This is a genomic window from Nocardiopsis sp. JB363 (assembly GCF_900143625.1).
Lineage (GTDB): Bacteria > Actinomycetota > Actinomycetes > Streptosporangiales > Streptosporangiaceae > Nocardiopsis.
In genome coordinates, this window is sequence record NZ_FRFF01000178.1 from 1 (window position 1) to 22,592 (window position 22,592).

23 protein-coding genes are annotated in these 22,592 nt (G+C 67.5%); 12 read left to right on the forward strand and 11 right to left on the reverse strand.

Annotated features, from left to right (window positions below; genetic code table 11):
* Positions 1-368: 368 nt before the first annotated feature.
* Positions 369-611, forward strand: coding sequence for a hypothetical protein (locus BQ8420_RS27410; protein WP_087102699.1), 243 nt, complete (start codon positions 369-371; stop codon positions 609-611).
* Positions 612-953: 342 nt separating this feature from the next.
* Here the strand turns inward: BQ8420_RS27410 and BQ8420_RS27415 are convergent, their stop codons facing one another.
* Positions 954-2,903 (reverse strand): heavy metal translocating P-type ATPase, encoded by a 1,950-nt coding sequence (locus BQ8420_RS27415; RefSeq protein WP_200816121.1) that lies wholly within the window; start codon positions 2,901-2,903, stop codon positions 954-956.
* Positions 2,904-3,279: 376 nt separating this feature from the next.
* Positions 3,280-3,996 (reverse strand): phosphatase PAP2 family protein, encoded by a 717-nt coding sequence (locus BQ8420_RS27420; protein ID WP_235006523.1) that lies wholly within the window; start codon positions 3,994-3,996, stop codon positions 3,280-3,282.
* A gap of 779 nt (positions 3,997-4,775) precedes the next feature.
* Here BQ8420_RS27420 and BQ8420_RS27425 point away from each other — a divergent pair.
* From BQ8420_RS27425 to BQ8420_RS27440, 4 genes are all read left to right on the forward strand, one after another.
* Complete coding sequence (locus BQ8420_RS27425; protein WP_087102705.1) at positions 4,776-5,453, forward strand: GntR family transcriptional regulator; 678 nt, start codon at positions 4,776-4,778, stop codon at positions 5,451-5,453.
* Between the two features lie 479 nt (positions 5,454-5,932).
* On the forward strand, positions 5,933-7,036 hold the full coding sequence (pdhA, locus tag BQ8420_RS27430; protein WP_087102707.1) for a pyruvate dehydrogenase (acetyl-transferring) E1 component subunit alpha: 1,104 nt from the start codon (positions 5,933-5,935) through the stop codon (positions 7,034-7,036).
* A 16-nt stretch (positions 7,037-7,052) separates the two neighbouring features.
* On the forward strand, positions 7,053-8,066 hold the full coding sequence (locus tag BQ8420_RS27435; RefSeq protein ID WP_087102709.1) for an alpha-ketoacid dehydrogenase subunit beta: 1,014 nt from the start codon (positions 7,053-7,055) through the stop codon (positions 8,064-8,066).
* Between the two features lie 11 nt (positions 8,067-8,077).
* Positions 8,078-9,373, forward strand: coding sequence for a dihydrolipoamide acetyltransferase family protein (locus tag BQ8420_RS27440; protein WP_087102711.1), 1,296 nt, complete (start codon positions 8,078-8,080; stop codon positions 9,371-9,373).
* Positions 9,374-9,480: 107 nt separating this feature from the next.
* On the opposite strand, the gene BQ8420_RS27445 is transcribed toward BQ8420_RS27440, so the two are convergent.
* The 3 genes from BQ8420_RS27445 to BQ8420_RS27455 all read right to left on the reverse strand — a co-directional run bounded on the left by BQ8420_RS27445 (position 9,481) and on the right by BQ8420_RS27455 (position 11,172).
* Positions 9,481-9,807: a hypothetical protein gene (locus BQ8420_RS27445; protein WP_235006521.1), complete on the reverse strand. Its 327-nt coding sequence runs from the start codon at positions 9,805-9,807 to the stop codon at positions 9,481-9,483.
* 80 nt (positions 9,808-9,887) lie between these two features.
* Entirely contained in the window at positions 9,888-10,346 is a 459-nt protein-coding gene (locus BQ8420_RS27450) for an ATP-binding protein (protein ID WP_235006524.1), read from the reverse strand.
* A gap of 274 nt (positions 10,347-10,620) precedes the next feature.
* Complete coding sequence (locus BQ8420_RS27455) at positions 10,621-11,172, reverse strand: ATP-binding protein (protein ID WP_087102717.1); 552 nt, start codon at positions 11,170-11,172, stop codon at positions 10,621-10,623.
* 304 nt (positions 11,173-11,476) lie between these two features.
* Between BQ8420_RS27455 and BQ8420_RS27460 the strand changes: the two genes are divergently transcribed.
* The 4 genes from BQ8420_RS27460 to BQ8420_RS27475 all read left to right on the forward strand — a co-directional run bounded on the left by BQ8420_RS27460 (position 11,477) and on the right by BQ8420_RS27475 (position 14,228).
* On the forward strand, positions 11,477-12,349 hold the full coding sequence (locus BQ8420_RS27460; RefSeq protein ID WP_087102719.1) for a helix-turn-helix transcriptional regulator: 873 nt from the start codon (positions 11,477-11,479) through the stop codon (positions 12,347-12,349).
* The gene (locus tag BQ8420_RS27465; protein WP_087102721.1) at positions 12,342-12,533 is read left to right on the forward strand and encodes a DUF397 domain-containing protein; all 192 of its coding nucleotides are present in this window, start codon (positions 12,342-12,344) and stop codon (positions 12,531-12,533) included. Before BQ8420_RS27460 ends, BQ8420_RS27465 begins: the two co-directional genes overlap by 8 nt.
* A 209-nt stretch (positions 12,534-12,742) precedes the next feature.
* Positions 12,743-13,834, forward strand: coding sequence for a hypothetical protein (locus tag BQ8420_RS27470; protein WP_087102723.1), 1,092 nt, complete (start codon positions 12,743-12,745; stop codon positions 13,832-13,834).
* A gap of 22 nt (positions 13,835-13,856) precedes the next feature.
* The gene (locus BQ8420_RS27475; RefSeq protein WP_087102725.1) at positions 13,857-14,228 is read left to right on the forward strand and encodes a DUF952 domain-containing protein; all 372 of its coding nucleotides are present in this window, start codon (positions 13,857-13,859) and stop codon (positions 14,226-14,228) included.
* A 150-nt stretch (positions 14,229-14,378) separates the two neighbouring features.
* On the opposite strand, the gene BQ8420_RS27480 is transcribed toward BQ8420_RS27475, so the two are convergent.
* On the reverse strand, positions 14,379-14,762 hold the full coding sequence (locus BQ8420_RS27480; RefSeq protein WP_087102728.1) for a PLD nuclease N-terminal domain-containing protein: 384 nt from the start codon (positions 14,760-14,762) through the stop codon (positions 14,379-14,381).
* Between the two features lie 340 nt (positions 14,763-15,102).
* Between BQ8420_RS27480 and BQ8420_RS27485 the strand changes: the two genes are divergently transcribed.
* Positions 15,103-15,837 (forward strand): GntR family transcriptional regulator, encoded by a 735-nt coding sequence (locus BQ8420_RS27485; protein WP_087102730.1) that lies wholly within the window; start codon positions 15,103-15,105, stop codon positions 15,835-15,837.
* Between the two features lie 115 nt (positions 15,838-15,952).
* Here the strand turns inward: BQ8420_RS27485 and BQ8420_RS27490 are convergent, their stop codons facing one another.
* From BQ8420_RS27490 to BQ8420_RS27510, 5 genes are all read right to left on the reverse strand, one after another.
* Positions 15,953-17,014: an aspartate-semialdehyde dehydrogenase gene (locus tag BQ8420_RS27490; RefSeq protein ID WP_087102733.1), complete on the reverse strand. Its 1,062-nt coding sequence runs from the start codon at positions 17,012-17,014 to the stop codon at positions 15,953-15,955.
* A complete protein-coding gene (locus BQ8420_RS27495) occupies positions 17,011-18,282 on the reverse strand; it encodes an aspartate kinase (protein WP_087102735.1) in 1,272 nt (423 codons plus the stop codon). The genes BQ8420_RS27490 and BQ8420_RS27495 overlap by 4 nt, the downstream gene beginning before the upstream one ends.
* A gap of 181 nt (positions 18,283-18,463) precedes the next feature.
* Positions 18,464-19,063 (reverse strand): recombination mediator RecR, encoded by a 600-nt coding sequence (gene recR, locus BQ8420_RS27500; RefSeq protein WP_087102737.1) that lies wholly within the window; start codon positions 19,061-19,063, stop codon positions 18,464-18,466.
* Positions 19,064-19,250: 187 nt separating this feature from the next.
* Positions 19,251-19,589 (reverse strand): YbaB/EbfC family nucleoid-associated protein, encoded by a 339-nt coding sequence (locus BQ8420_RS27505; RefSeq protein ID WP_087102739.1) that lies wholly within the window; start codon positions 19,587-19,589, stop codon positions 19,251-19,253.
* 120 nt (positions 19,590-19,709) lie between these two features.
* Positions 19,710-20,078 carry a MerR family transcriptional regulator gene (locus tag BQ8420_RS27510; RefSeq protein ID WP_087102831.1) on the reverse strand — a complete coding sequence of 123 codons (369 nt, stop codon included), beginning with the start codon at positions 20,076-20,078 and terminating at the stop codon, positions 19,710-19,712.
* Between the two features lie 73 nt (positions 20,079-20,151).
* Here BQ8420_RS27510 and BQ8420_RS27515 point away from each other — a divergent pair, with 73 nt between their 5' ends.
* Positions 20,152-21,282: an alkene reductase gene (locus BQ8420_RS27515; protein WP_087102741.1), complete on the forward strand. Its 1,131-nt coding sequence runs from the start codon at positions 20,152-20,154 to the stop codon at positions 21,280-21,282.
* A gap of 137 nt (positions 21,283-21,419) precedes the next feature.
* Positions 21,420-22,568 carry a methyltransferase domain-containing protein gene (locus BQ8420_RS27520; protein WP_087102743.1) on the forward strand — a complete coding sequence of 383 codons (1,149 nt, stop codon included), beginning with the start codon at positions 21,420-21,422 and terminating at the stop codon, positions 22,566-22,568.
* Positions 22,569-22,592 lie beyond the last annotated feature (24 nt).

The following is a 22,592-nucleotide window of genomic DNA, read 5'->3' on the forward strand; positions in this document are numbered from 1 at the left end:
GATTTCCACCCCAGGCCGACTGACCAGCGAAGATCCCACAAACTTAGCGGCATTGCGCCCATGCCTGCTTCCCCCTATGGCTGAGCGGCCTTACGCCGGGATGCAACCCATCTCCGCGCGCCCTAGCGGCACTCCCTATGCGGGCAAATACGAATGTATCTCTTTACCTCGACTTGATGCGGTCTTCAGTTAGCCTGGCGACGTCGGTCTTGGCACGAAGCGATCGGCTCAGATTCGATTCAGGGCCCCCGAGCGCCGCCCTGCGAACTATTGGGAAGCGAGACATCGAGGCTTCTCACTGTTCGATGGTGCATTTCTCTTGATTGCACCGGCCGCTACCCCTTCGTATAGCACCAGAGTGAGGTTTTATGAAGTCCTGGCGTTCTCTTGCCGCCGCCGGTTTCGTCGCAGTCGCCGCCGCGGTCGTTCTTCCGCTGAGCGCGGGCACCGCGTCCGCCGCGGAGGCCGATTGGGACGTGGTCGGCGGCGCCCCCGGCACGATGGACGAATGCATCGCCGAAGCCAAGGAGTACCTGGCTGAGCCGTACGTGGACTACACCGAGTGGAAGTGCGAAACCAGTGATGGCTCCTGGACGCTCTTCGCTCGCTAGTCGCGCTGGTTCGAGAACAGCCGATCTCTCGTGAAAGCCTCTGCTGCGATGTGCCTTCGCAGCAGAGGCTTTTCATTTCCTCCAGTATTTCCCGGACAGTGGGGTCGGACGGATACCGGCAGGACGAGGGCCGACGTCCTGTTGCGCCGAGGCCATCGAAGTGTGGGCAGCGCGATGCCGGCGGAGACCGGACTCCCCCGATACAGCCACGATGCGCCATAGGAGCAAGGCGTGTCACCTCTGGTTTCCACAGGCTGTGGATAACTTCGACTCGCCACCCAATGCGCTGGGTACATCACGAAGGCATCGGTCTCCAGCCCTGGAAACCGGGGTTCGGCGGGGTCAGTCGGCGGGGCGCAGGTCGAGCCCTCTCAACAACTGCGCGTTGAGCGCGACGATGATGGTCGACAGGCTCATCAACACCGCACCTACAGCCGGCGCCAGGACGAACCCGATCGGGGCCAGGACACCGGCGGCCAAGGGCACCGCGACGACGTTGTACCCCGCCGCCCAGACCAGGTTCTGGATCATCTTCCGGTAGCCCGCCTTGGACAGTCTCCGGACGGAGACCACACCTCGCGGATCATCCGAGGCCAGCACCACCCCGGCGGACTCGATGGCCACGTCCGTACCCGCACCGATGGCGATACCGACATCGGCACGAGCGAGGGCGGGAGCGTCGTTGACCCCGTCCCCCACCATCGCCACCCGGTGGCCGCGCTCCTGAAGATCGCGAACGACCGCGTCCTTCTGGTCGGGCAACACCTGAGCGAACACCTCATCGAGACCGAGCTTGGCCGCGACGGTGTCGGCCACGTTACGAGCGTCACCGGTCACGATGGCCACCCGCACTCCCTGTTCCTTGAGCTGTCGGACGGCGGAGGCGGATTCGGGTCGGATCTCGTCGGCCAGGGCCAACGCCCCGATGACGGCGCCATCGTCGATCACGTGCAGCACGGTCGAACCCTGGTCCCGCCAGGGGCGGGTGCGTTCGGCCAGGTCCTCGGGTTCGGTGAGACCCAGTGACTCCAGCAAGGCGGGACCGCCCACGTGCACGTCGATCCCGTCCACGGTTCCCCGAACGCCACGTCCGGGCAGCGAGTGGAAGTCCGTGGCCCTGGGAACCTCGCCGGCCTCGCGGGCCGCGTGGACGATCGCCTTCGCCGAGGGGTGCTCCGAGTCGGCCTCGACGGCGCCGGCCAGGGACAACATGCGCTCGGGTGACTCGCCGTCCAGGGCGGTCAGGCCCAGGACCGCGGGCGTGCCCTTGGTGAGGGTGCCGGTCTTGTCGAACAGCACCGTGTCCACGAGGCGGGTGCGCTCCAGGGACAGCCGGTCCTTGACCAGGATGCCGTTGCGCGCGGACAGGGTCGTGGAGATCGCGATGACCAGCGGAATCGCCAGGCCCAGCGCGTGGGGGCAGGCGATCACCAGCACCGTGACGGTCCGTTCGACCGCCTGGCTCGAATCCCCGAGGAGCAATCCCCAGACGAGGGCGGTGATGACCGCCGCGGACAGGGCGAACCAGAACAGCAGCCCGGCGGCCCGGTCGGCTAGTGCTTGGGAACGCGAGCGTGACTCCTGCGCCTCGGAGACCAGCCGCTGGATGCCGGCGAGGGTGGTGTCGTCGCCGACGGCGTCCACACGAACCCGCAGGGCGGAGTCGGTGGCGACGGTGCCCGCGACCACACGGTCGCCATCGGTACGAGTGACGGTGCGGGACTCACCGGTGATCATCGATTCGTCGACGGCCGCACGCCCCCGGACGACGGTGCCGTCGGCGGGCACGCGTCCCCCTGAACGGACCAGGACGGTGTCGCCGGTCGCCAGGTCCGAGATGGCGATCTCCTCGACCTCGCCGTCGGCGCCGACCCGTTCGGTCTGGTCGGGCAGGAGTTCGGCGAGCGCCTCCAACGCGCCCGAGGCCTGACCGAGTGCCCGCATCTCCAGCCAGTGGCCGAGCAGCATCACCACGACCAGGAGGACGAGCTCCCACCAGAAGTCGAGCTCCATGCCGACCACACCGAACGTGGCGAGCAGGCTGGAGCCGAAGGCGACCGTGATCGCCATGGCGACCAGCGTCATCATGCCCGGCTTGCGGTCGCGCAGTTCGGAGGGCACGCCGGCGAGGAAGGGCCACCCGCCGTAGAGGAAGACCACGGTGCCCAGGAGCGGAGGTATCCAGGTGAGCGTGTCGGGAACGTCGTAGCCGAGCCATCCGGCGACCATGTGACTGGTGAACACCACGGGGACGCTCAGGAGCAGGCTCCACCAGAACCGGTTGCGGAACATGGCGGCGTGGTCGCCATGGCCACCGTGACCGCCGTGACCGCCGTGGGACCCGTGCCCACCATGGTCACCCTGGGTTCCGTGGCCATCGTGGGCTTCCTGGCCGCCGTGATCACCGTGGTCCCCGTGACCACTACCGTGATCGTGACCCGTGTGGTCGGGGTGGTCGTGGTCGCCTGTGTTCATAGGTACCTTTCTTCCCCCGAGAACCCCCGACCATGGGTGGTTTCGGGACGAATGTCCGCGATAGCGCGCTCTTCCCTCTACAACAGATACCCCTAGGGGGTATTCCGAATCCAGGGGTGTGGACCAGCGAAAGGGGCGCCCGTCGATCTCCTCGACGGACGCCCCCACGTTTCCCTGTGCTCTGCTGTCCGGTCTAGGCCGCGACCTCGGATTCCTTGCCGTACCAGGGCCACCATTGCGTGGTGTGCCCGTGCGGGATCATCCGGTCCAGGCGGATCGTCAGCCGCAACGCGAACGCTCCGGCGATCATCCCGGCCAACAGGTCCGTGAACCAGTGGAATTGCAGGTAGATCGACACGGTCGACTGGAGTAACGCGATGCCCACGATGCAGTACGCCAGGCGTTTGATGATGTGCGGTCGGGCCGCGCCGAACCTGATGATGAGGAACAGCACCAGCCCGTAGATAAGGATCGCGTTGGCCCCGTGCCCCGAGGGGAAGGCCACGTTCCCCGCACCGGCGAAGAAGTCCGGGTCGTGGTACTTGGCGTGACCCCGGTGGATGAACAGCTTCATCACCGAGACCATCGACATCACCCCGAAGACGCCGCCCGCCCCCAGAATGATCGGCCGCCAGCTCCGGTGCCAGTAGGCCAGCTGGACCGCGGTCACGCCGAGGACCGGCAGGGCCACGTAACGGGAGGCCACGTTGTCGGGCCAGTAGATCAGTGGTTCGCGCAGCGCGTCCCAGTAGGGCCGATGCGCCTCGTTGAGGAAGTTGTCGACCGGGTGGAGCGGCCCCGCCGCGAGCATCGTCACGACGATGAGCGCCACGAAGAACATGATCGCGAGACGGTCCGAGGCGAGCCCCCAGGCGATCTCGCTCACACTCGGCCACTTCACCGCGCGCACGACGGGCGGCCCCGGGGCGAGCTCATTGGCCGGTACCACGGGTATGGGGCCGCTGTAGGGGCCGGGCTCGGGTCTGCGCCGTTCCGGCTCGTCGGGCGAAGGTGTCTGTTTGGACCGTGCGTGCCGGGTCCTCGAAGAATGCGTCATGTGCTCAGTGCTGTCTCACACGTCGTGGGCTTGCCTGTGGCACTTCTGAGGCGTGGGGGGACGGGCTAGCCGCGGTTGTCGGGACTGGTTCTGACGTCCTCGGGGTCGACTCCTGGTGCCGGTAACGTACCGAGGGGTATTTCTCCCCCGCACCTGGTTCGACGACCGAACCTTCAGGCTGGTTCACGATGTTCGCGACCGGCTTTTCACAGGTTCGGTATTCCGAGACGAAAACAGATCGTCGTCGATGTATCCCACCCGCGCCAGTCCCCACTCCCGTTCTGTTCACGCAGGTCAGTCGGCATCTTGGGCCATGGTCGTGACGTCCACTACTTTCCATCCGACCTTTTCCAGATATCGCCGACAAACGAGCCTACCCGGACAGACCATGTTATTGGCGCTACCACGTCCCAAGTGTGATCCTTCTACCTTGGACTTTGCCGGAGTCCCCCCTGTCCGATCCGACCGCTTCACCTGGGCGCGATCCGTTCGTGAGGTTTTCGTTAGCGTGCTGTGCCCGAGCGTCCGGTCGACCCGTCCATGTGTGGCACTCTTCAAAGAGCTTGTCAGACAGTGGTGTGCGTAGGCCTGAACGCCGGTCGCACCCGGGACGGAGAATGGAAGGGCCCTGGATGGTCGACCTCCCGCAGTTGCCGGATGATCCCTCGAAACTGGCCCGTGAGCCGTTGAGGGAGCAGATCCGGCAGGTTCTGGTCGAGGGCCTGTTGTCGGGTCGTTGGCAGCCGGGCGAGCGCATCGTCGAACGTCGGATCGCCACCGAGCTCAAGGTGAGCCAGGCCCCGGTCCGCGAGGCCCTACGCGAGCTGGAGACCCTGCGTCTCATCGAGACGGTGCCCAACAAGGGGGCCAGGGTCAGGGCGTTCGGTGCCCAGGACATGGCGGAGATCTACCCCGTGCGCGCCGGCTTGGAGCTGGTCGCCGCGCAGTTGGCCGCGCCACGCCTGGCCGAGGATCCGTCCCCACTGGAACGCGAGGTGGAGGCCCTGCGCGGCGCGACCGCCAGGGGCGACGTCACCGACCAGATCCGGCACAGCGTGGAATTCCACCGCGAGGTCGTGCGGGCCGCGAACAACAGCGTGCTCCTGCACACCTGGGAATCCCTGGGCGTGGAGGTGTGGACCGCGCTCTCGGTGCGGTGGCTCGACATGGAGCTGCACGCCAAGGCGGCCGACCACGCCCAGATCACCCAGGCGTTCCGTGACTCGGACCCGGCCGTCGGCCAAATGCTCAGCGACCACGTCATGAACTACGTCGAGGCGGCGCTGAAGACCCACGAGGGCCGACGCTGAGCGTCGCCGCTCCCCTGTGATCGCCGCCCGGGATCTGGGACCAACCGGGTGTTGTGCACCGAACTTCGGGTATCTCCCCTAAAGTTGTATTGATCGATCATCGATCAGAACGTAGAGTGTGCGCGACACACGTCACACCGCTACACGCGTACGCCCTGGTGGTACGAGGTCGTTCATCCGGCCGGTGAACGAACTCGGACGACCTCACGGCGCATGCTTACCGCCCTCCAGACCGGGAAGCAATGCCCTCAAGGGTTTCGGCGCGACAACTGCACACGCGACCCGACTCGCTTCGCGTCCACACGCGGGCCCAGCCACGGCCCCGGCGGACGCTCCCCGCAACAGCCACGGTGTCGCCACCGAATGAGCCCGGCGGCGACACACGCTCGGGCCACGCCTGACAGCGGGGCCCGAGCGGGCCAGGCCACCCGACCCACAGGCCGGGAGGGCGGGCCTTCTCGTACGTAGAAAGGCACAACATGGCTGACACGGCCAAGCCGAAGGGCGGCAGCGCCCGGGCCTCCACGGCCAAGCGGCGTACCCGCAAGGACACGACCGGTCTCGAAAACGAGAAGCCGGAGACCCTCCTCGACTACTACCGCCAGATGCTCTTCATCCGGCGCTTCGAGGAGCGCACCGGCCAGGCCTACACTCAGGCCCGGATCGGCGGTTACTGCCACCTCAACCTCGGTGAGGAGGCCACCGTCGTCGGTCTGATGACGGCCCTCCAGCAGCGCGACTACCTGTTCACGAACTACCGTGACCACGGGTACGCGATCGGCAAGGGCATGGACCCCAAGCGGGTCATGGCCGAGCTCTACGGACGCGTCGACGGCGTGGCCAAGGGCTGGGGCGGATCGATGCACATGTACGACACCGAGACCCGCATGCTCGGTGGCTACGGCATCGTCGGCGGACAGTTGCCGCTGGCCGCCGGCGCGGCCCTGGCCGTCACCTACCGCGGTGGCGACGAGGTCGTCATGTGCCAGATGGGCGACGGCACCACCAACATCGGCGCCTGGCACGAGTCCCTCAACCTCGCCAAGCTGTGGAACCTGCCCGTCGTGTTCGTGGTGATCAACAACTTCACCGGCATGGGCACCACCGTGGACATGGCCTCCGCCGAACCCGATCTGTACAAGCGCGGCGCCGCCTTCCGTATGGAGGGCGAGCGGGTGGACGGCCGCGACGTCCTGGCCGTGCGCGACACCGCCGCCAAGCTGGTCGAGCGCGCCCGCGAGGAGCAGACCCCGTTCCTGCTGGAGGCCTGGAGCTACCGGCAGAAGGGCCACTCCGTCGTCGACCCCGCCAAGTACCGCACCGAGGAACAGAAGGACGAGGCGCGGTCCGACGAGAACGACCCGATCACGATCTTCGACGCCCAACTGACCAAGGCCGGCATCCTCACGGACGAACTCCGCGACGAGATCGCCGCCTCCGTCAAGGCCGAGGTCGCCGAGGCCGCCGACTTCGCGGAGAACAGCCCGAAGCCGGACCCGTCCACGCTCTTCGATTACACGTACGCCACCCCGGTTCCCAACGAGTCGCGGCGCATGCCCGCCGACCCGGTGTTCGCGGAGTAGGGAAGGAACCAGTCACATGTCCGTGATCACATACCGTCAGGCTCTGCGGGACACGCTGCGCGCCGAGATGGTGCGCGACGAGAACGTCCTCGTCATCGGCGAGGAGATCGGCGTCTTCGAGGGCTCCTACAAGATCACCGAGGGCCTCCTCAAGGAGTTCGGCCCCCGGCGCGTCAAGGACACCCCGATCGCCGAAGAGGGCTTCGTCGGCGCGGCCGTCGGCGCCGCCATGCTCGGCCTGCGTCCGGTCGTCGAGCTCATGACGATCAACTTCTCCCTGATCGCCATCGACCAGATCATCAACCACGCCGCCAAGATCTACGGGATGTTCGGCGGCCAGACCAGTGTTCCCCTGGTCATCCGCACCCCCGGAGGCGGCGGCCAGCAGCTGGGCGCGACCCACTCCCAGAACATCGAGCTGTTCTACTCCTTCATCCCCGGCCTCAAGGTGATGGCTCCCAGCACCCCGGCCGAGGCCTCCTCGATGCTTCGCGCGGCCATCCGCGACGACGACCCCGTCCTGTTCCTGGAGAACCTGGGCCTGTACAACTCCAAGGGCGAGGTCCCCGACGACTACGCCGAGCCCGAGAACACCAAGGCCGCCACCATCGGCCGCGCCGCGGTGACCCGTGAGGGCAGCGACATCACGCTGATCGGTTACTCCCGGATGGCCACGGTGGCCACCAAGGTCGCCGAGCAGCTGGCCGAGGAGGACATCAGCGTCGAGGTCGTCGACCTGCGCAGCCTGCGTCCGCTGGACCGGCAGACCTTCGTGGACTCGGTCAAGAAGACCGGTTCCGCGGTCATCTGCGAGGACGACTGGCTGACCTACGGGATCGGCGCGGAGATCGCCGCCTCCATCCAGGAGGGGGCCTTCGACTACCTGGACGCACCGGTCCGTCGAGTGGCCATGGCGGAGGTGCCGATGCCCTACGCCAAGCCGCTGGAGACCGCGGCCCTGCCATCGGTCGAGTCGATCAGCACCGTGATCAAGGAGACCCTGAGCGCCGTCGGCAAACGGGTCGGGTAGAGGGAGATTCAATGAGCGAGATCCACATGCCGCGCCTCTCCGACACCATGGAGGAAGGCGTCATCTCCACCTGGGTGAAGAAGGTGGGGGACAAGGTCACCTCCGGTGACGTGCTGGTCGAGATCGAGACCGACAAGGCCGTCATGGAGTACGAGGCCTACGAGGACGGCTTCCTGGTCAAGCAGATCGCCTCCGAGGGCGACACCGTGGCCATCGGTGAGGTCATCGGTCACATCGGCGACTCCCCGGACGCGGTGCCCGAGGAGTCCGGTGGCTCGGACGCCCCCGCGGCCGAGGAGAAGGCCGCCGAGCCCGAGGCTCAGGAGGAGAGCGAGGAGAAGCCCGCCGAGGCGGCCCCCGCCGCTCCCGCCGCCACGGAAGGCGACGGTGACGGCCCGCGTCCGCGCACCTCCCCGCTGGCCCGCAGGTTGGCCAAGGAGTACGGCCTGGACATCACCAAGGTCCAGGGGTCCGGTCCCAAGGGTCGGGTCGTGCGCGCCGACATCGAGGCCGCCGCCAAGGACGGGTACGCCGCTCAGGACGCCCCCGCCGCCGAGGAGAAGGCCGCCCCGAGCGCGCCCGCCAAGGCATCCCCGGGTCAGTCCTTCGACGACGGTCGCGATTCCGAGGAGCTCAAGACCAGCAACGTGCGCAAGGTGATCGCGCGCCGGCTGACCGAGAGCAAGCAGACGGTCCCGCACTTCTACCTGCGCCGTGCGATCGACGCCGAGGCCCTCAAGGCCTTCCGTGCCCAGATCAACGAGCAGCTGTCGAGCACGGGCGTGAAGATCAGCTTCAACGACCTGATCGTCAAGGCGTGCGCCACCGCGCTCAAGCTCCACCCGGCGGTCAACACCTCCTGGATGGACGACAAGCTGGTCCAGCACCACCGCGTCAACGTCGGTGTGGCGGTGGCGGTCGAAGCCGGTCTGGTCGTTCCGGTGCTGCACGACACGGACAAGTCCACGCTGTCGGACATCTCCACCCGCACACGTGAGCTGGCCGGCAAGGCCCGCGACAACAAGCTCAAGCCACAGGAGATGAGCGGCGGCACGTTCAGCGTGTCCAACCTGGGCATGTTCGGCGTGGACAGCTTCTCCGCGGTGATCAACCCGCCCGAGGCCGCGATCCTGGCCGTGGGCGCCATGCGTCCGGAGCCGACTGTCGTGGACGGTGAGGTGCGGGTGCACAACCGCATCTCCCTGGAACTGTCCGTGGACCACCGTGCGGTGGACGGCGCCGTCGGCGCCGCGTTCCTCAAGGACCTCGCTGAGATCCTTGAGCAGCCCATGCGGATCATCCTGTAACACGTGGTACGCAGAACGTCCCGACCGGAGTTTCTTCCGGCCGGGACGTTCTGCGTTCTGCGCCACCCAGAACTTATCCACACCCTGTGGACGAAGTTCCAACGCGCCTACAGCAGCAGTCCAGCGACCTGGCTGATCACCATCCCGGCGGCCAACGCCATCCCGTAGGTCAGCGTCGCCGCAGCCCAGCCACCCCGCCAACGCGGAGCCCGGTGACGACCGCGAGGCTTGCGTGGCGGGAACGGATCGGGGTCGACCTCGACCCGGTTCGCCGCCCTGACCTCCCGCTCGGCCTGTTCCCGGCGTTCCTTCGCCACGATCATCCAGTGCGGGAGCTGGCCGTGTTCGAGCCGGTAGGCGACCCTGGGGTTTCCCACCATCTGCCGCAGGAGGCGCTGTTCCCGTTCTTCCCGGGTCTCCGGAAGAGCACTCACCCGGGTAGGTGCCGGAGTTCGGGTGAAGCGGGCTCCCCGAGGTGCGTCCAGCACTGACCGAACCCTCATGTCCACGGCGGTCACCGCTCACCACCGCCCAGCACGAACTCGGCCCACACGGCCGTGCCCAGATCCGAGCAGAACGGGAGCGGGACGACCGGGTAGCTGCCCCACCTGTCGGCGAGCGACTCCACCATCAACAGGCCACGGCCGCGCTCGGCGCTCAGCCACTCCTGCCCTGTGCGATGGATCGGGATCTCCGGAGCGGACTCACGGGTTCCGTCGTCCACGACCACCAGGCGCAGCACACCGGGTTCGGACTCGAAGAGCGCCCGCAACACCCGGCCGCCCCTCTCACCGGAGCGCGTGTGCTCGATCGAGTTGGCGGCGATCTCGCTGACGCACAGCGTCGCCGTCTCGACCAGGTCCTCTCCGAACCCGGCCAGGTCGGTGCGAAGATCCGCGCGCACCGTACTCATCAAAGAGAGGTGTCCCGGGTAGATCCGTGCCTGCCAGCGGGCAGGGCTCAGATAAGGCATGATGGTCATGTCGACAACTCGCTTTCTTAACGGATCTGCTTGTCGGCCTGCTCTGGGGGTGTTCGCGCACCCGCCAGAGCTTTTCTCTTCCGTCTCCTCGGCTACGAGGCGTCGGTGTGCAGGTCAGCGCCTGGCCGTGATCGTGTGCCCACAGTGGCGGCAGGTGGCTGTCGCCGTGTTGCCGCGTTTCACGGGCGGTTGGTCAGGGATGTAGTCGTGCCCAGAAGTGCTCGTGCACCGGGTCTGGTTGTCCATACCGCTTCCGGGGCTCCCTTTAGCGGTGGTTCCAGGGGCTGTCCGCCAGGTCGTAGGGCAGGGTGAACCACACCTTGCGGGTGAAGGGAATGCCGTTGTCTCCCCACTCCGAGGCCAGGGCGTCGATCAGCGCCAACCCCCGCCCAGCCTTGACCTGGGCGTCCAGGCCACGCGGATCAGCCTTCAGGTATCGGGGGTCGTCAGGGTCGAATGACTCCACCGGTCTGCCCAGGTCCCGGCAGGTCAGCCGAAGCCCGTCCCGCAGGCGCTCGCACGTGAGGGTGTAGTAGCCGAACCTCTCTCCCGAGCGCGTGTGCCGGATCGCGTTGGCGGCCAGCTCGCTGCCCAACAGGGTGAACAGATACCGGTAGTCGGCGTCCTGCCGCTCGGCGCAAGCGGCCAGAAAGGCGCGCACCAGCGGCATCTGGAGCGGACCGCCCCCGAACTCGTAACGCCGATTCCGGAACGGGGCCCGTCCGGAGTTCGGATCGAAGTAGTGCCGGTACTTGGACTGCACCATCGCCAGCAAAGGCACTGTCACCTCGGGCAGGTCCAACGTCGCCCCGTTCATACCCCCACCCCCGAAGCCCGTTGCCAAGGCTCCCCGGTCCCAGAGGCCATGGCCACACCGCACCAGTCCTGAATGACGAAGCGGCGCACCCTGGAAGCCCGCCGCCTCCAGAACAGATTTCTCAGAACACCGAAGACTGGCACTAGGGACGGGCTAGCGTCTCCACCATCAAAGAAGTACACCTGACGATCACCTCACTGTGCGTCTTCACTTGAACACATGAAATCATGAAGTAAAATCGCTTGCAATAGAAAACATGTAATCTTCATGGAACGCGGACAGTCATCGGCGTTACACTCGCCGCATGGATCGCCGCACACACTCCCCAACCGTCCGCCTGCGCAGGCTCGCCAGGCACCTGCGCCGAGCCCGAGAAGACACAGGACGCGGGCTCACCGAAGCCGCCAAGCTCCTCGGCTGGTCGGGACCGAAGCTCGGGCGCCTGGAATCCGCGAGCACCCGACGCATCACCCCGGGCGATCTTGACAAGCTCGCTGAGCTCTACGGCATCGACGCAGGGATGCTTGCCGAGTGGCACGCCCTCGCCACCCAGGCGAAGGAGCGGGGCTGGTGGGCGAAGTACAAGAAGTCGGGAGTGTTCACCGACGACCTACCGGACTTCGAAGCTGAGGCGTCCGCGATCCGAACCTACGAGTCCCAGGTAATCCCCGGTCTCCTTCAGACTCCGGACTACGCGGAAGCCCTGCTGCGTGGCGGACAGGCGCACGAAGATGACGCCATCGCGGCGCGCGTGGACGCCAGGATGCAACGGCAGCAGATTCTGCACCGGCATGAGCCCCCCACCTTCTGGGCGATCATCGACGAAGCCGCACTCCGTCGCGTGGTCGGGTCACCCGAGGTCATGCACGCCCAGTTCGATCACCTTGCACGTATGGCCACCCGATCGGGTGTGACGATCCAGGTGCTTCCGAACTCTGTTGGGGCACACGCTGCGAACACCGGCGCCATCCTCTTGATGGACTACGCCGAACCTCTCGACCCGTCATTGGCCTATGTCGAAACCTACGCTGCAAGCCTGTTCCTTGAGGAGCCGGACGAGGTAGCCCATATCCTGGAAGTATTCAGCCATGCCTCAGCCTCCGCCCTTACGGGGGATGTGTCCGCTGAAGCCTTCCGGACCCACCTCGCCACGCTAGGAAACACTGCTGATGAATGAGACGACGTCCTTGAACTTCCGCAAGTCGAGCTACAGCGGTAGCGGGAACAACTGCGTCGAGATCGCGGACGTCCCCGGGGCCTCGGCAGTACGCGACACCCAGAACCGGCAGGCCGGGCACCTGCTCTTCCCCGGCACGGAGTGGACGGCCCTCCTCACCGCTGCCCGCACCGACCACGCCTGAAGCCGCCCACCCCAACGTGGACGGCGCCGTCGGCGCCGCGTTCCTCAAGGACCTCGCGGAGATCCTCGAAGAGCCCATGCGGATCATCCTGTAGGTCATCGGCGACGCTTCGTGCGTCGGCGAAGTCGAACGCCCCGGTCGGGCCCTCCGGCCGGGGCGTTCGTCATAGCCGGCATGATCGACGCATCACCATGGAAAGGCCGCACAGTATGACGAACCACCTCTGGTCCGCCGAGCGGATCAGCGCCCTCGGCACGCTGCTCTGGAATGTCGACCCCGGGAAGTGGACCGAGGCCGACCTGTCTCGGATGGCGGTCGAACAGGGCTGGCGCTGGGAGGCCGGAGAGTGGGGGCCGATCCTGCGCACACGCTCCTACGGTGACGCGTGGTTGCGCCCGGTCGACGACTTCATGGAGATCCACGTGACCCGCGAGGAGTACGTGGGCCTGCACTTCCCGTTGGGGCGGGTCGGAACCGGGGCACGGGAACAGGTCGAGGCGTTCCGTGACGCGGGCCGTGCCCTGCGCCAGGGGTTGGGCGAACCGAACGTCATCGGTTCCGACGACGAGAGCCCCTTCCATGGTGAGATCCCCTACTGGGGCGCCCCCTTCCTGCGCTGGCGCCGGAGCGATCACAGCCTGGACCTGCGAGCCGGCCGCGATGGCCCGATCCTGTGCCTGGTCCCGACCTCCCCCGCCGAGGGTTGGTACTGGTACCAGCGTGAGCACGGGGGTGATGTGACCGCCGGTTTCCTCGGGGTGTCCATGACCGGCGACGTCGGCGGCATGTCCATCGCGGGAATCACCCGATTCGACGACTGGAAGCCCTACGCGCGCCGGTTGGTCGACGTCTTTCGCGACATGCCGGCGGAACTGACCGCGATGGACCACGAACGTTCCTTCGGCTTCCACGGTCGCTTCCCCGGTGAGGAGGGCGGGCCCTGGGTCTTCCACTTCGAATTCGGCGAGCACGTGTGCCTGGGCCTGGACCAGGTCGCGGCCGACGCACTGCGAAACGATCCCGAGGCGCCCGACCCGGAAGAGTTCGGCTGGGTCGAGGCCACCGCGGAACGCCATCTGGAGATGGACGTCACCCACGTCTCTCCCGCCTACCGCTTCGACGAGGTCAACGCGGTGCGCCTGGCGATGCTCGTGTTGGAGACCGCCGAAGCCCTGGGGATCCGCACCCCCGAGGACCTCTCCCTGACCGACAGCGGCGACACCGTCCCGATGCCCGGCGGTGGGTGGCGTGAGGCCTATCGGGTCAGCGACTACGGGCTCTGTGTCACCGGCAACCCCTGATCCGGGCGGGTACCGTCCGCCCATGAGCCTTGTACTGCACCTGACCGAGCTCTCCCGGTGGTCGACCGGCGGGGACATCGAAGCCGCGTCCTTGGACACCGAGGGATACCTCCACGCCTCCCCCGACGAGGCGACCATGCTCGCCGTGGCGAACGCCTTCTACACCGCCCCCGCCGAGCCCTTGGTGGTCCTGGTGGTGGAGACCGACCTGGTGGACGCCGAGGTCCGGTGGGAGGCCGCCGCCCCCGAGCCCCCGCCCGGTGTGGGCTCCGACGTGCGCTTTCCCCACCTCTACGGTCCGATCCCCCGCCGCGCCGTGACGTCGCTGCTGCGACCCGTCCGTGACCCGCGGGGGCGCTACACGGCGTTGACGGAGAGCCATCCCACCTCGTGAGTGCGAGGTCGACCGGTCAACGACACGGGAAGTCGACATGGGGACACAGTGACTTGGCGACTCGGAGACACGACGACGTGCCGACATGACGAAGGGCTTGTCCACAGGCTGTGGACAAGCCCTTCGCTCCAACACTCGGGTCGGGTCGGCTCAGACGCGGCCTAGCCCGACCTGGTCGGGCACGATGTTGCTGTGCTGGCCGACACTGGTGGGGATCGTGTGGCGGGCCAGCCCCCTGTCGATCCCGAGGAACCGGTTCAGGTGGCCCTTCTTGCCGACCACGAACCAGGCGATCGCCCCGAACAGGGGGAACCAGAGGATGAAGATCACCCACAGGAGCTTGCCCCCACCCGAGGTGTCCTCGTTGGTGAGGGCTGAGACGACCGCCGCGATCACCATCACCACGGCCGCGATGAAGGCGAGACCGATGAGGACACCGGTGATCCCGCCCATCCAGGCGATCATCGGGCCGTTGCTGTCCGCCAGTTGGGCCAACCGCTCCAACCGCGGCGACTCAGACAGGTTCGTGATCATGGCTCCCCCAAGCATGATGTGGCTAACCTGATACACAGGGTAATAATCAGGGTGATCGGGGGAGTACATTCCTTCGGTTACGGGCGTTTCCTCTCCCCGCCCGCACGGGTTCCGATTCCGTCGTTCCCTCGCGGTCGGAATCCACAACTTTTCGGTAGCGCCCCCCACCAGGCCTTTCCACTGCTTTACTGGTGCCATGGGCGAGCTTCGGCGATCTGGCAGCTTCATTCCGTCCCTCCGACCCCCGTCCGGCACCGCCGGGGAAACCGACACCCACGACCCCCGAATCACAAGAGCCCGCACTCACCCGGGGACCTCCACCCCAAGGGTCCGGTGAACAGTGGCCAGGCGACCCCGATACCTCTGGCTGGCCGAACAACTGCGCACCCCCATCCTCAGCGGGGAGATGACCCCGGGAACCCGGTTGCCCTCACGCACCCGCCTGGCCCGCTCCTACCGGGTCAGCGAACAGATCTCCCGCACGGCGCTACGGCTCCTGGTCACCGAGGGCCTCGTCGAGTCCCGCCCCGGATCCGGGTACTTCGTCCGCGCCGTACCCGAGGTGTTCCGGCTCTCGCGCACCGACGCCACCTCCGGCTCCGGGCTGGGCGGACTCAGCCGCGAACGGGTCGGCACCGCACAAGAGCGCAGCTCCGGTCGGCTCAGCGCCCGACTGCGTCTACGTGACGGCGACCCCGTGTACCGGACCACCTCTCGCGGCCTGACCGGTGACCGATCGGTCACCCTGCACCTCTCGTGGGAACCGGCGGTCCTGACCGCCGGAACCCTGCGCACCCCCTTCGACTCCGTCGACGTGGGCCCCCTGGACCGGCTCGGCGCCGTGGGCCACCGCGTCGACCGCGTCGTGGAGGAAGTCGGGATCCGCACCCTGCACGACTCCGAGGCCGCCCTGCTCGACATCCCGCCCGGGGTTCCCGTCCTCGTCGTGGAACGGACCCACTTCAGCGGTGACCGCCCCGTGGAGACCTCCGACCTCATCGGCTCCGCCGAGCAGTGTCGACTTCTCTACAAACTGTCGCTCGCCCGTCCTCGCGGCCCCGGCCCCCCGACCTGACCCGGACACGACGAAGGGCGGTGGCCCGTCTCTCCCACAGGAGGAACGAACCACCGCCCTCAGGTCACACCCGCCAGGTCCGGCGTCCGGAAAGGACGCCCGAACGGGCCGTCGGTCAGGCCTGGCCGAACTCCTTGGCGACGACCTCGGCGATCTGCGCGGTGTTCAGCGCGGCGCCCTTACGCAGGTTGTCCCCGCACAGGAACAGGTCCAGCGACTTCGGGTCGTCGATCGACTGGCGGATACGGCCGACCCAGGTCGGGTCGGTGCCCACCACGTCGTTCGGGGTCGGGAACTCGCCCTTGGCGGGGTCGTCCAGGACCTCGACACCCTCGGCGGCACCCAGCAGCTTGCGGGCGTCGTCGGCCGCGACCTCGCTGTCGAAGGTCGCGTGCACGACCAGCGAGTGCGTGGTGATCACCGGAACGCGGACACAGGTCGCGGAGACCTTCAGGTCCGGCAGGCCCAGGATCTTGCGGGACTCGTTGCGAACCTTCAGTTCCTCGGAGGACCAGCCGTCGTCCTTGAGCGAACCCGCCCACGGCACGACGTTGAAGGCCAGCGGTGCCGGGAACGGGCCGAGCTCGTCCACGGCCGCACGCATGTCGCCCGTGTTGTCACCGAGGGTGCGGTCCCCCGCGGCCTTGGCCATCTGGTCGCGCAGGACGTCGATGCCCTCCTGGCCGGCACCGGAGGCGGCCTGGTAGGAGGAGACCACGAGCTCCTTGACGCCGTAGGTGCGGTGCAGGGCACCGATCGCCACGATCATCGAGAGGGTGGTGCAGTTCGGGTTGGCGATGATGCCGCGCGGACGGTCGCGGACCTGCTCCGAGTTGACCTCGGGCACCACCAGCGGGACGTCCGGGTCGAGCCGGAACGCGCCGGAGTTGTCGACGGCGACCGCGCCACGGGAGGCGGCGATCGGCGCCCACTCCTTGGACACCTCGTCCGGTACGTCGAACATGGCGACGTCGACGCCGTCGAAGACCTCGGGGGCCAGGGCCTGGACCACGACGTCCTCGCCGCGCACGCTCAGGACCTTGCCGGCGCTGCGCGCGGAGGCGACCAGACGGATCTCGCCCCACACGTTCTCGCGCTGGGTGAGGATCTCACGCATGACGGTGCCGACCGCGCCGGTCGCACCGACCAGGGCGAGGGTGGGAAGACGGTTGCTCATCGGCCGGTACCTCCATAGACGACAGCTTCGACCTGGTCGGCGTCGAGCTGGAACTCACTGTGCGCGGCCTGGACCGCGGCGTCGACCTGGTCTTCCTCGACGATGACCGAGATGCGGATCTCCGAGGTGGAGATCATCTCGACGTTGGTGCCGGAAGTGGCGATCGAATCGAAGAAGCGGGCGGTCACACCCGGGTAGGAACGCATGCCGGCGCCGATCAGCGAGACCTTGCCGATCTTGTCGTCGTAGCGCAGGGAGTCGTAACCGACCTTGTCCTGGACCTTCTTCAGCGCGTCCACGGCCTGCTTGCCGGATTCCTTGGGCGCGGTGAAGGAGATGTCGGTGCGGGAGGTGGAGACCGCCGACACGTTCTGCACGATCATGTCGATGTTGATCTCGGCGTCCGCGAGCGCCTTGAAGATCGTCGCGGCCTCACCGACCTTGTCGGGGACACCGACGACGGTGATCTTGGCTTCGCTCCGGTCGAAAGAGACCCCGGAGATGATCGGCTGTTCCATGCCTTCGCTTTCCTCGACTTCCGAAACGATCCACGTGCCGGGCTTCTGGCTGAACGACGAGCGGACGTGCAGGGGAATGTTGAACTGGCGCGCGTACTCGACGCAGCGCAGGTGCAGGATCTTGGTACCGCTGGCGGCCATCTCCAGCATCTCCTCGTAGGAGATCTGCGGGATGCGCTGAGCGGTGGGCACGACACGCGGGTCGGCGGTGAAGACGCCGTCCACGTCGCTGTAGATCTCGCAGGCGTCGGCGTTGAGCGCGCCCGCGAGGGCGACGGCGGTGGTGTCGGAACCGCCGCGACCCAGGGACGTGATGTCCTTCGTGTCCTGGGAGACGCCCTGGAAACCGGCGACGATGCAGATCGCACCCTCACCCACGGCTTCCTGGATGCGCCCGGGTGTCACGTCGATGATCTTGGCGTTGCCGTGCAACGACGTGGTGATGACTCCGGCCTGGGAGCCGGTGAAGGATCGAGCCTCGTACCCGAGGTTCTCGATGGCCATGGCCACGAGTGCCATGGACATGCGCTCACCCGCGGTGACGAGCATGTCGAGCTCGCGGGCGGGCGGCATCGGAGAGACCTGTTCGGCCAGGTCCAGCAGTTCGTCGGTCGTGTCGCCCATCGCGGAGACGACGACCACGACGTCATGTCCCGCCTTTTTCTGAGCCACGATCCTTTGGGCTACTCGCTTGATGGCTTCCGCGTCTGCCACGGAAGACCCACCGTACTTCTGCACGATTAGGGCCACGATCGATGCTCCTGAGGAGTTGGGATCAAGACAATTCACAAGGGAGTGTAGTCGGCGACGCCGCACCGTACCCGGTCCGACCTGCGGTGGAAGGGCGTGGCGTCTTGACACACCAGCGATCGGGCCTACCCGCTCGAACGGAGGTTACTCATATTTCGCCCCCATTACGGGCAAATGTGAGTTAGAACTCCAGGCTTCGGCGACCTTCGAAGGCACGACCCAGGGTGACCTCATCGGCGTACTCAAGGTCGCCGCCGACGGGCAGACCGCTGGCCAGACGGGTGACTTTCAGGCCCATCGGTTTGACCAACCGCGCCAGATAGGTCGCGGTGGCCTCCCCTTCCAGGTTGGGGTCGGTCGCCAGGATCAGCTCGGTCACCTGGCCGTCGGCCAAGCGGGTCATGAGCTCCTTGACGCGCAGGTCGTCCGGGCCGACGCCCTCGATGGGGCTGATGGCGCCCCCGAGCACGTGGTAGCGGCCCCGGAACTCCCGGGTGCGCTCGATGGCGACGACGTCCTTGGACTCCTCCACGACGCAGATGATCGCGGCGTCGCGGCGAGCGTCACGGCAGATTCGGCACTCGGTCTCTTCGGCGACGTTGCCGCAGATGGAGCAGAAGCGGACCCGCTCCTTGACCTCGACGAGTGCGTTGACCAAGCGCTTGACGTCCGCGTGTTCGGCGGACAGCAGGTGGAAGGCGATGCGTTGCGCGCTCTTCGGACCGACGCCGGGCAACCGCCCCAGCTCGTCGATCAGATTCTGAACCGCGCCTTCGTACATGCCTACCCACTCGGTCGGAACCGGGACTGACCCGGCGGGGCCGTTGCCGCCCCTTGTCACCCCCACCGTATCGGGGGGCGATGACCTCTTCGGACCGTGGGCCGAGGAAAGGGTGTGTCACGGCCGCACCGCCCCGGTTCTGTCACCGGAGCGGTGCCTGCGAACGAGTTCGGCCGTTTCGACTCCTCTAGAAGCCGGGAAGTCCGGGGATGCCCCCACCGCCGGGCATGCCCTCGGTCAGCGGGCCCATCTTCTCCTGCTGGAGACGCTCGACCTGCGCCTCGGCGTCGCGGATGGCCGCCAGGACCAGGTCCGCGATGGTCTGGGCGGTCTCCTCCGCGTCGGTGGGATCGACGGCCTTGGGGTCGACGGTGATGTCCTCGACCTGACCGCGTCCGCTCAGCTTGACCTTGACCAGGCCACCACCGGAGGTGCCCTCGACTTCGGCCTCCTCCAGGTCCTGCTGAGCTTCCACAAGCTGCTGCTGCATCTGCTGGGCCTGCTGGAGCAGGGCCTGCATGTCCATTCCGCCAGGGTTCACGGCCGTCTCCTCGCCGCACTCGAGGTGCTGGGTCTTTCCGGATGTCACTTGTCTGTGAGCGTAGTCGGTACATCCGGCGCCGTTCGCGCGCGAACGGCGCGAATCTCAGGCACCGGCCACGGCGACCCGCCCCCCGTTCCGCTCGATGACCCGGTCGAGGGCCTCCCTGGTGCGTTCGAGTTCGTGGATGGAGCGGGACATGCGTTCGCGTTCGGCGCACAGCCAGTCGAGAAGGTCCGGCGCCGGGCCGCCCTCTTCCCGCGAGTACATGCACGGCAACAGCCTTCGGATGGTGTCCGTTCCGATGCCGGCGCCGAGAAGGCACCGGATCCGGTCAACTCGTTCGACGGCTTCCTCCCCGTACTCCCGATGACCACCCGTGGTGCGCTCGGAGGAGAGCAGCCCCTGTTCCTCGTAGTAGCGCAGGGAACGGGGGCTCGCCCCGCTCCGCGTGGAGAGCTCCCCGATCCGCATCGATCCCACCATCATGTGACTCCGCCCACGAACCCTTGAAACTGACATTGATGTCAGATTCTACGCTCCGGACATGGACACCGAACGACAGAGCACAGGACCGCTTCTCGACACCTACGAACTGGGTGGACTGCACCTTCCCAACCGGGTCGTCATGGCCCCGATGACCCGCCTGCGCGCGGACCACCACGGGGTACCCACCGACCTCATGGCGACCTACTACGCACAGCGCGCCGGAGCCGGACTCATCGTCTCCGAGGGTGTCGCCCCCAGCGTCGACGGACGGCAGTACCTGACCGAACCCGGCCTCCACACCGAGGTGCAGGTGGAGGGGTGGCGCCGAGTCACCGACGCCGTCCACGGCGCGGGCGGCCGGATCTTCGCCCAGCTCATGCACGCCGGTCGCGGCGGGCATCCCGCCAACCGGCCCGATGGCGGAACCCCCGTGGCCCCGTCGGTCGTGCCGCGCACCGACCTCGTCCACACTCTCGACGGCAAGGTGGAACCGGTCGCCCCACGGGCCATGACGATCCCGGAGATCACGGCGGCCGTCACCGACCACGCGGAGGCGGCACGGGCCGCCATGCGCGCAGGCTTCGACGGCGTGGAGATCCACGGGGCCAACGGGTACCTGCCGCACCAGTTCCTGGCCGACAACACCAACCTGCGCACGGACGCCTACGGCGGCGATACCACCGGCCGGATCCGGTTCACGGTGGAGGTCACCGAGGCGGTCGCCGACGCGGTGGGCGCCGATCGAGTGGGGTTGCGGCTCTCGCCCGGCAACCGGCAGTTCGAGATGGTCGAGCGGGATCCAGGTCCCGTGTACCGACGGCTATTGCGGGCGATCTCCCCGTTGGGCCTGGCCTACCTGCACGTGACCGAGGACCGGGACCATCCCGCGCTGGCCGAGGCTCGCCGGAACTGGCACGGCACCCTGGTGGGCAACACCGGGGAGCACGTGGAGACCACCCCGGAGGGAGCCGCCGCCCTGATCACCGAGGGGCGCGCCGACCTGGTCTCGGTGGGCCGGCCCTACATCTCCAACCCCGACGTGGTGGAACGTGTCGCGGCCGGTGTCCCCTGGGCAGGGATCAGGGAGAAGGAGTTCCGCTACACGTCCGGCCCGCGCGGGTACGTGGACTATCCGAGGCACGGGGAGCGACCCCGTCACGGGGAGGACTTGGTCGCACCGTTGACCTGATTTCACCTGCGAAAAGGCCGAAGAGAGGCACGAGGGGCACCGTCGGTTGACATGATGGCCGACGGGGCCCTCGACCCCTTCGGTGTTCTCCTACACCACATTCGACCAGCGACGACGACCAGGGGACTGAGGAAGTGTTGACCGCAAGGGAGCGCAACTCGGCACTGATCGAGGCGATCATCGCGGACGGCACGTTGAGGGACGCCGCCCTCGTGGAGGCGTTCCGCTCCGTGCCCCGCCACCTGTTCATCCCGGAATCGGGCGCGGTGACCGCGCGCGGCGGCAGGCTGAGCGCCGAGGGGAATCCGGATCGTTGGCTGGCCGCCGTCTACGCGGACAACGCCATCGTCACCCGTTTGGAGGGGCCGGAGGTACCTCGGCAACGCGGCTCCCAGCAGGGCCCCGCCACCTCGTGCAGCTCGGCGCCGACCGTGCTCGCACGGATGCTGGAGCTGGCCGACCTCGCCAACGGTCAGCGGGTGCTGGAGGTGGGCACCGGAACCGGTTGGAACACGGCGTTGCTCGCCCACCGGCTCGGCGATCGGGCCGTGACCTCGCTGGAGATCGACGACCGACTGCTGGCGGCGGCCCGCCAAGCCCTGCACGGCGCCGGGCTGTCGCCCGCCACCCACCTGTCGGACGGCCACGACGGGCACTCCGGCGACGCACCCTACGACCGGATCATCAGTCTCTGCGGGGTGCGCCGGGTACCGAGGGCCTGGTTGGAGCAGGTGACCGAGGGCGGACTGGTCGTGTGCCCGTGGGGTCTGTTGGAGAGCGCGGGGGTGCTCATGCGCCTCGAACGTCGAGCCGGGGGCACGGCGCTGGGTCGGTTCCACGGAGGTGTGGGGTTCATGGCGCTGCGCACGCCGGGCTCCTCGCCGTCACCGGTACGCGACGCCGGGCAGCAACCCGACGAATACCGCCTCACCCAGGAGGACCCGGTCTCGCCCCTGCTGACCTTCGCGCCCGCGTTCGCCCTGTCGGTGATGGTGCCGGACTGGCGGATGCGGCGGCGCTGGATCGGCACCGGGTCGGGGCTGTGGCTGTGCGACCGCCGGGGCGAGTCCTGGGTGCGGATCTACCCCTACGGCACCTCGTGGATGGTCGAACAGGGCGGTCCGCGAAGCATCTGGGACGAGTTCGAGGACGCCTTGGAGCTTTGGGCGGGCCTGGGTCGACCGGAGCCGAACCGGTTCGGGCTGGCGGTGGACCCCGACGGCGGTCAACGGTTGTGGTTGGACGACCCCGACGGGCGCTCCTGGCCGTTGGGGCCCCCGATCTGAGGCCCATCGGTCCGTGGTTCGCCC

Bases quoted from the DNA above. Each gene is read 5' to 3' on its own strand.
- BQ8420_RS27425 (WP_087102705.1), top strand. From the start codon at position 4,776: ATGGTCGACCTCCCGCAGTTGCCGGATGATCCCTCGAAACTGGCCCGT.
- BQ8420_RS27480 (WP_087102728.1), bottom strand. From the start codon at position 14,762: ATGATCACGAACCTGTCTGAGTCGCCGCGGTTGGAGCGGTTGGCCCAA.
- BQ8420_RS27470 (WP_087102723.1), top strand. From the start codon at position 12,743: ATGACGAACCACCTCTGGTCCGCCGAGCGGATCAGCGCCCTCGGCACG.
- BQ8420_RS27505 (WP_087102739.1), bottom strand. From the start codon at position 19,589: ATGGACATGCAGGCCCTGCTCCAGCAGGCCCAGCAGATGCAGCAGCAG.
- BQ8420_RS27475 (WP_087102725.1), top strand. From the start codon at position 13,857: ATGAGCCTTGTACTGCACCTGACCGAGCTCTCCCGGTGGTCGACCGGC.
- BQ8420_RS27490 (WP_087102733.1), bottom strand. From the start codon at position 17,014: ATGAGCAACCGTCTTCCCACCCTCGCCCTGGTCGGTGCGACCGGCGCG.
- BQ8420_RS27510 (WP_087102831.1), bottom strand. From the start codon at position 20,078: ATGCGGATCGGGGAGCTCTCCACGCGGAGCGGGGCGAGCCCCCGTTCC.
- BQ8420_RS27450 (WP_235006524.1), bottom strand. From the start codon at position 10,346: ATGCCTTATCTGAGCCCTGCCCGCTGGCAGGCACGGATCTACCCGGGA.
- recR (WP_087102737.1), bottom strand. From the start codon at position 19,063: ATGTACGAAGGCGCGGTTCAGAATCTGATCGACGAGCTGGGGCGGTTG.
- BQ8420_RS27435 (WP_087102709.1), top strand. From the start codon at position 7,053: ATGTCCGTGATCACATACCGTCAGGCTCTGCGGGACACGCTGCGCGCC.
- pdhA (WP_087102707.1), top strand. From the start codon at position 5,933: ATGGCTGACACGGCCAAGCCGAAGGGCGGCAGCGCCCGGGCCTCCACG.
- BQ8420_RS27460 (WP_087102719.1), top strand. From the start codon at position 11,477: ATGGATCGCCGCACACACTCCCCAACCGTCCGCCTGCGCAGGCTCGCC.
- BQ8420_RS27455 (WP_087102717.1), bottom strand. From the start codon at position 11,172: ATGAACGGGGCGACGTTGGACCTGCCCGAGGTGACAGTGCCTTTGCTG.
- BQ8420_RS27415 (WP_200816121.1), bottom strand. From the start codon at position 2,903: ATGTTCCGCAACCGGTTCTGGTGGAGCCTGCTCCTGAGCGTCCCCGTG.
- BQ8420_RS27465 (WP_087102721.1), top strand. From the start codon at position 12,342: ATGAATGAGACGACGTCCTTGAACTTCCGCAAGTCGAGCTACAGCGGT.
- BQ8420_RS27515 (WP_087102741.1), top strand. From the start codon at position 20,152: ATGGACACCGAACGACAGAGCACAGGACCGCTTCTCGACACCTACGAA.
- BQ8420_RS27410 (WP_087102699.1), top strand. From the start codon at position 369: ATGAAGTCCTGGCGTTCTCTTGCCGCCGCCGGTTTCGTCGCAGTCGCC.
- BQ8420_RS27440 (WP_087102711.1), top strand. From the start codon at position 8,078: ATGAGCGAGATCCACATGCCGCGCCTCTCCGACACCATGGAGGAAGGC.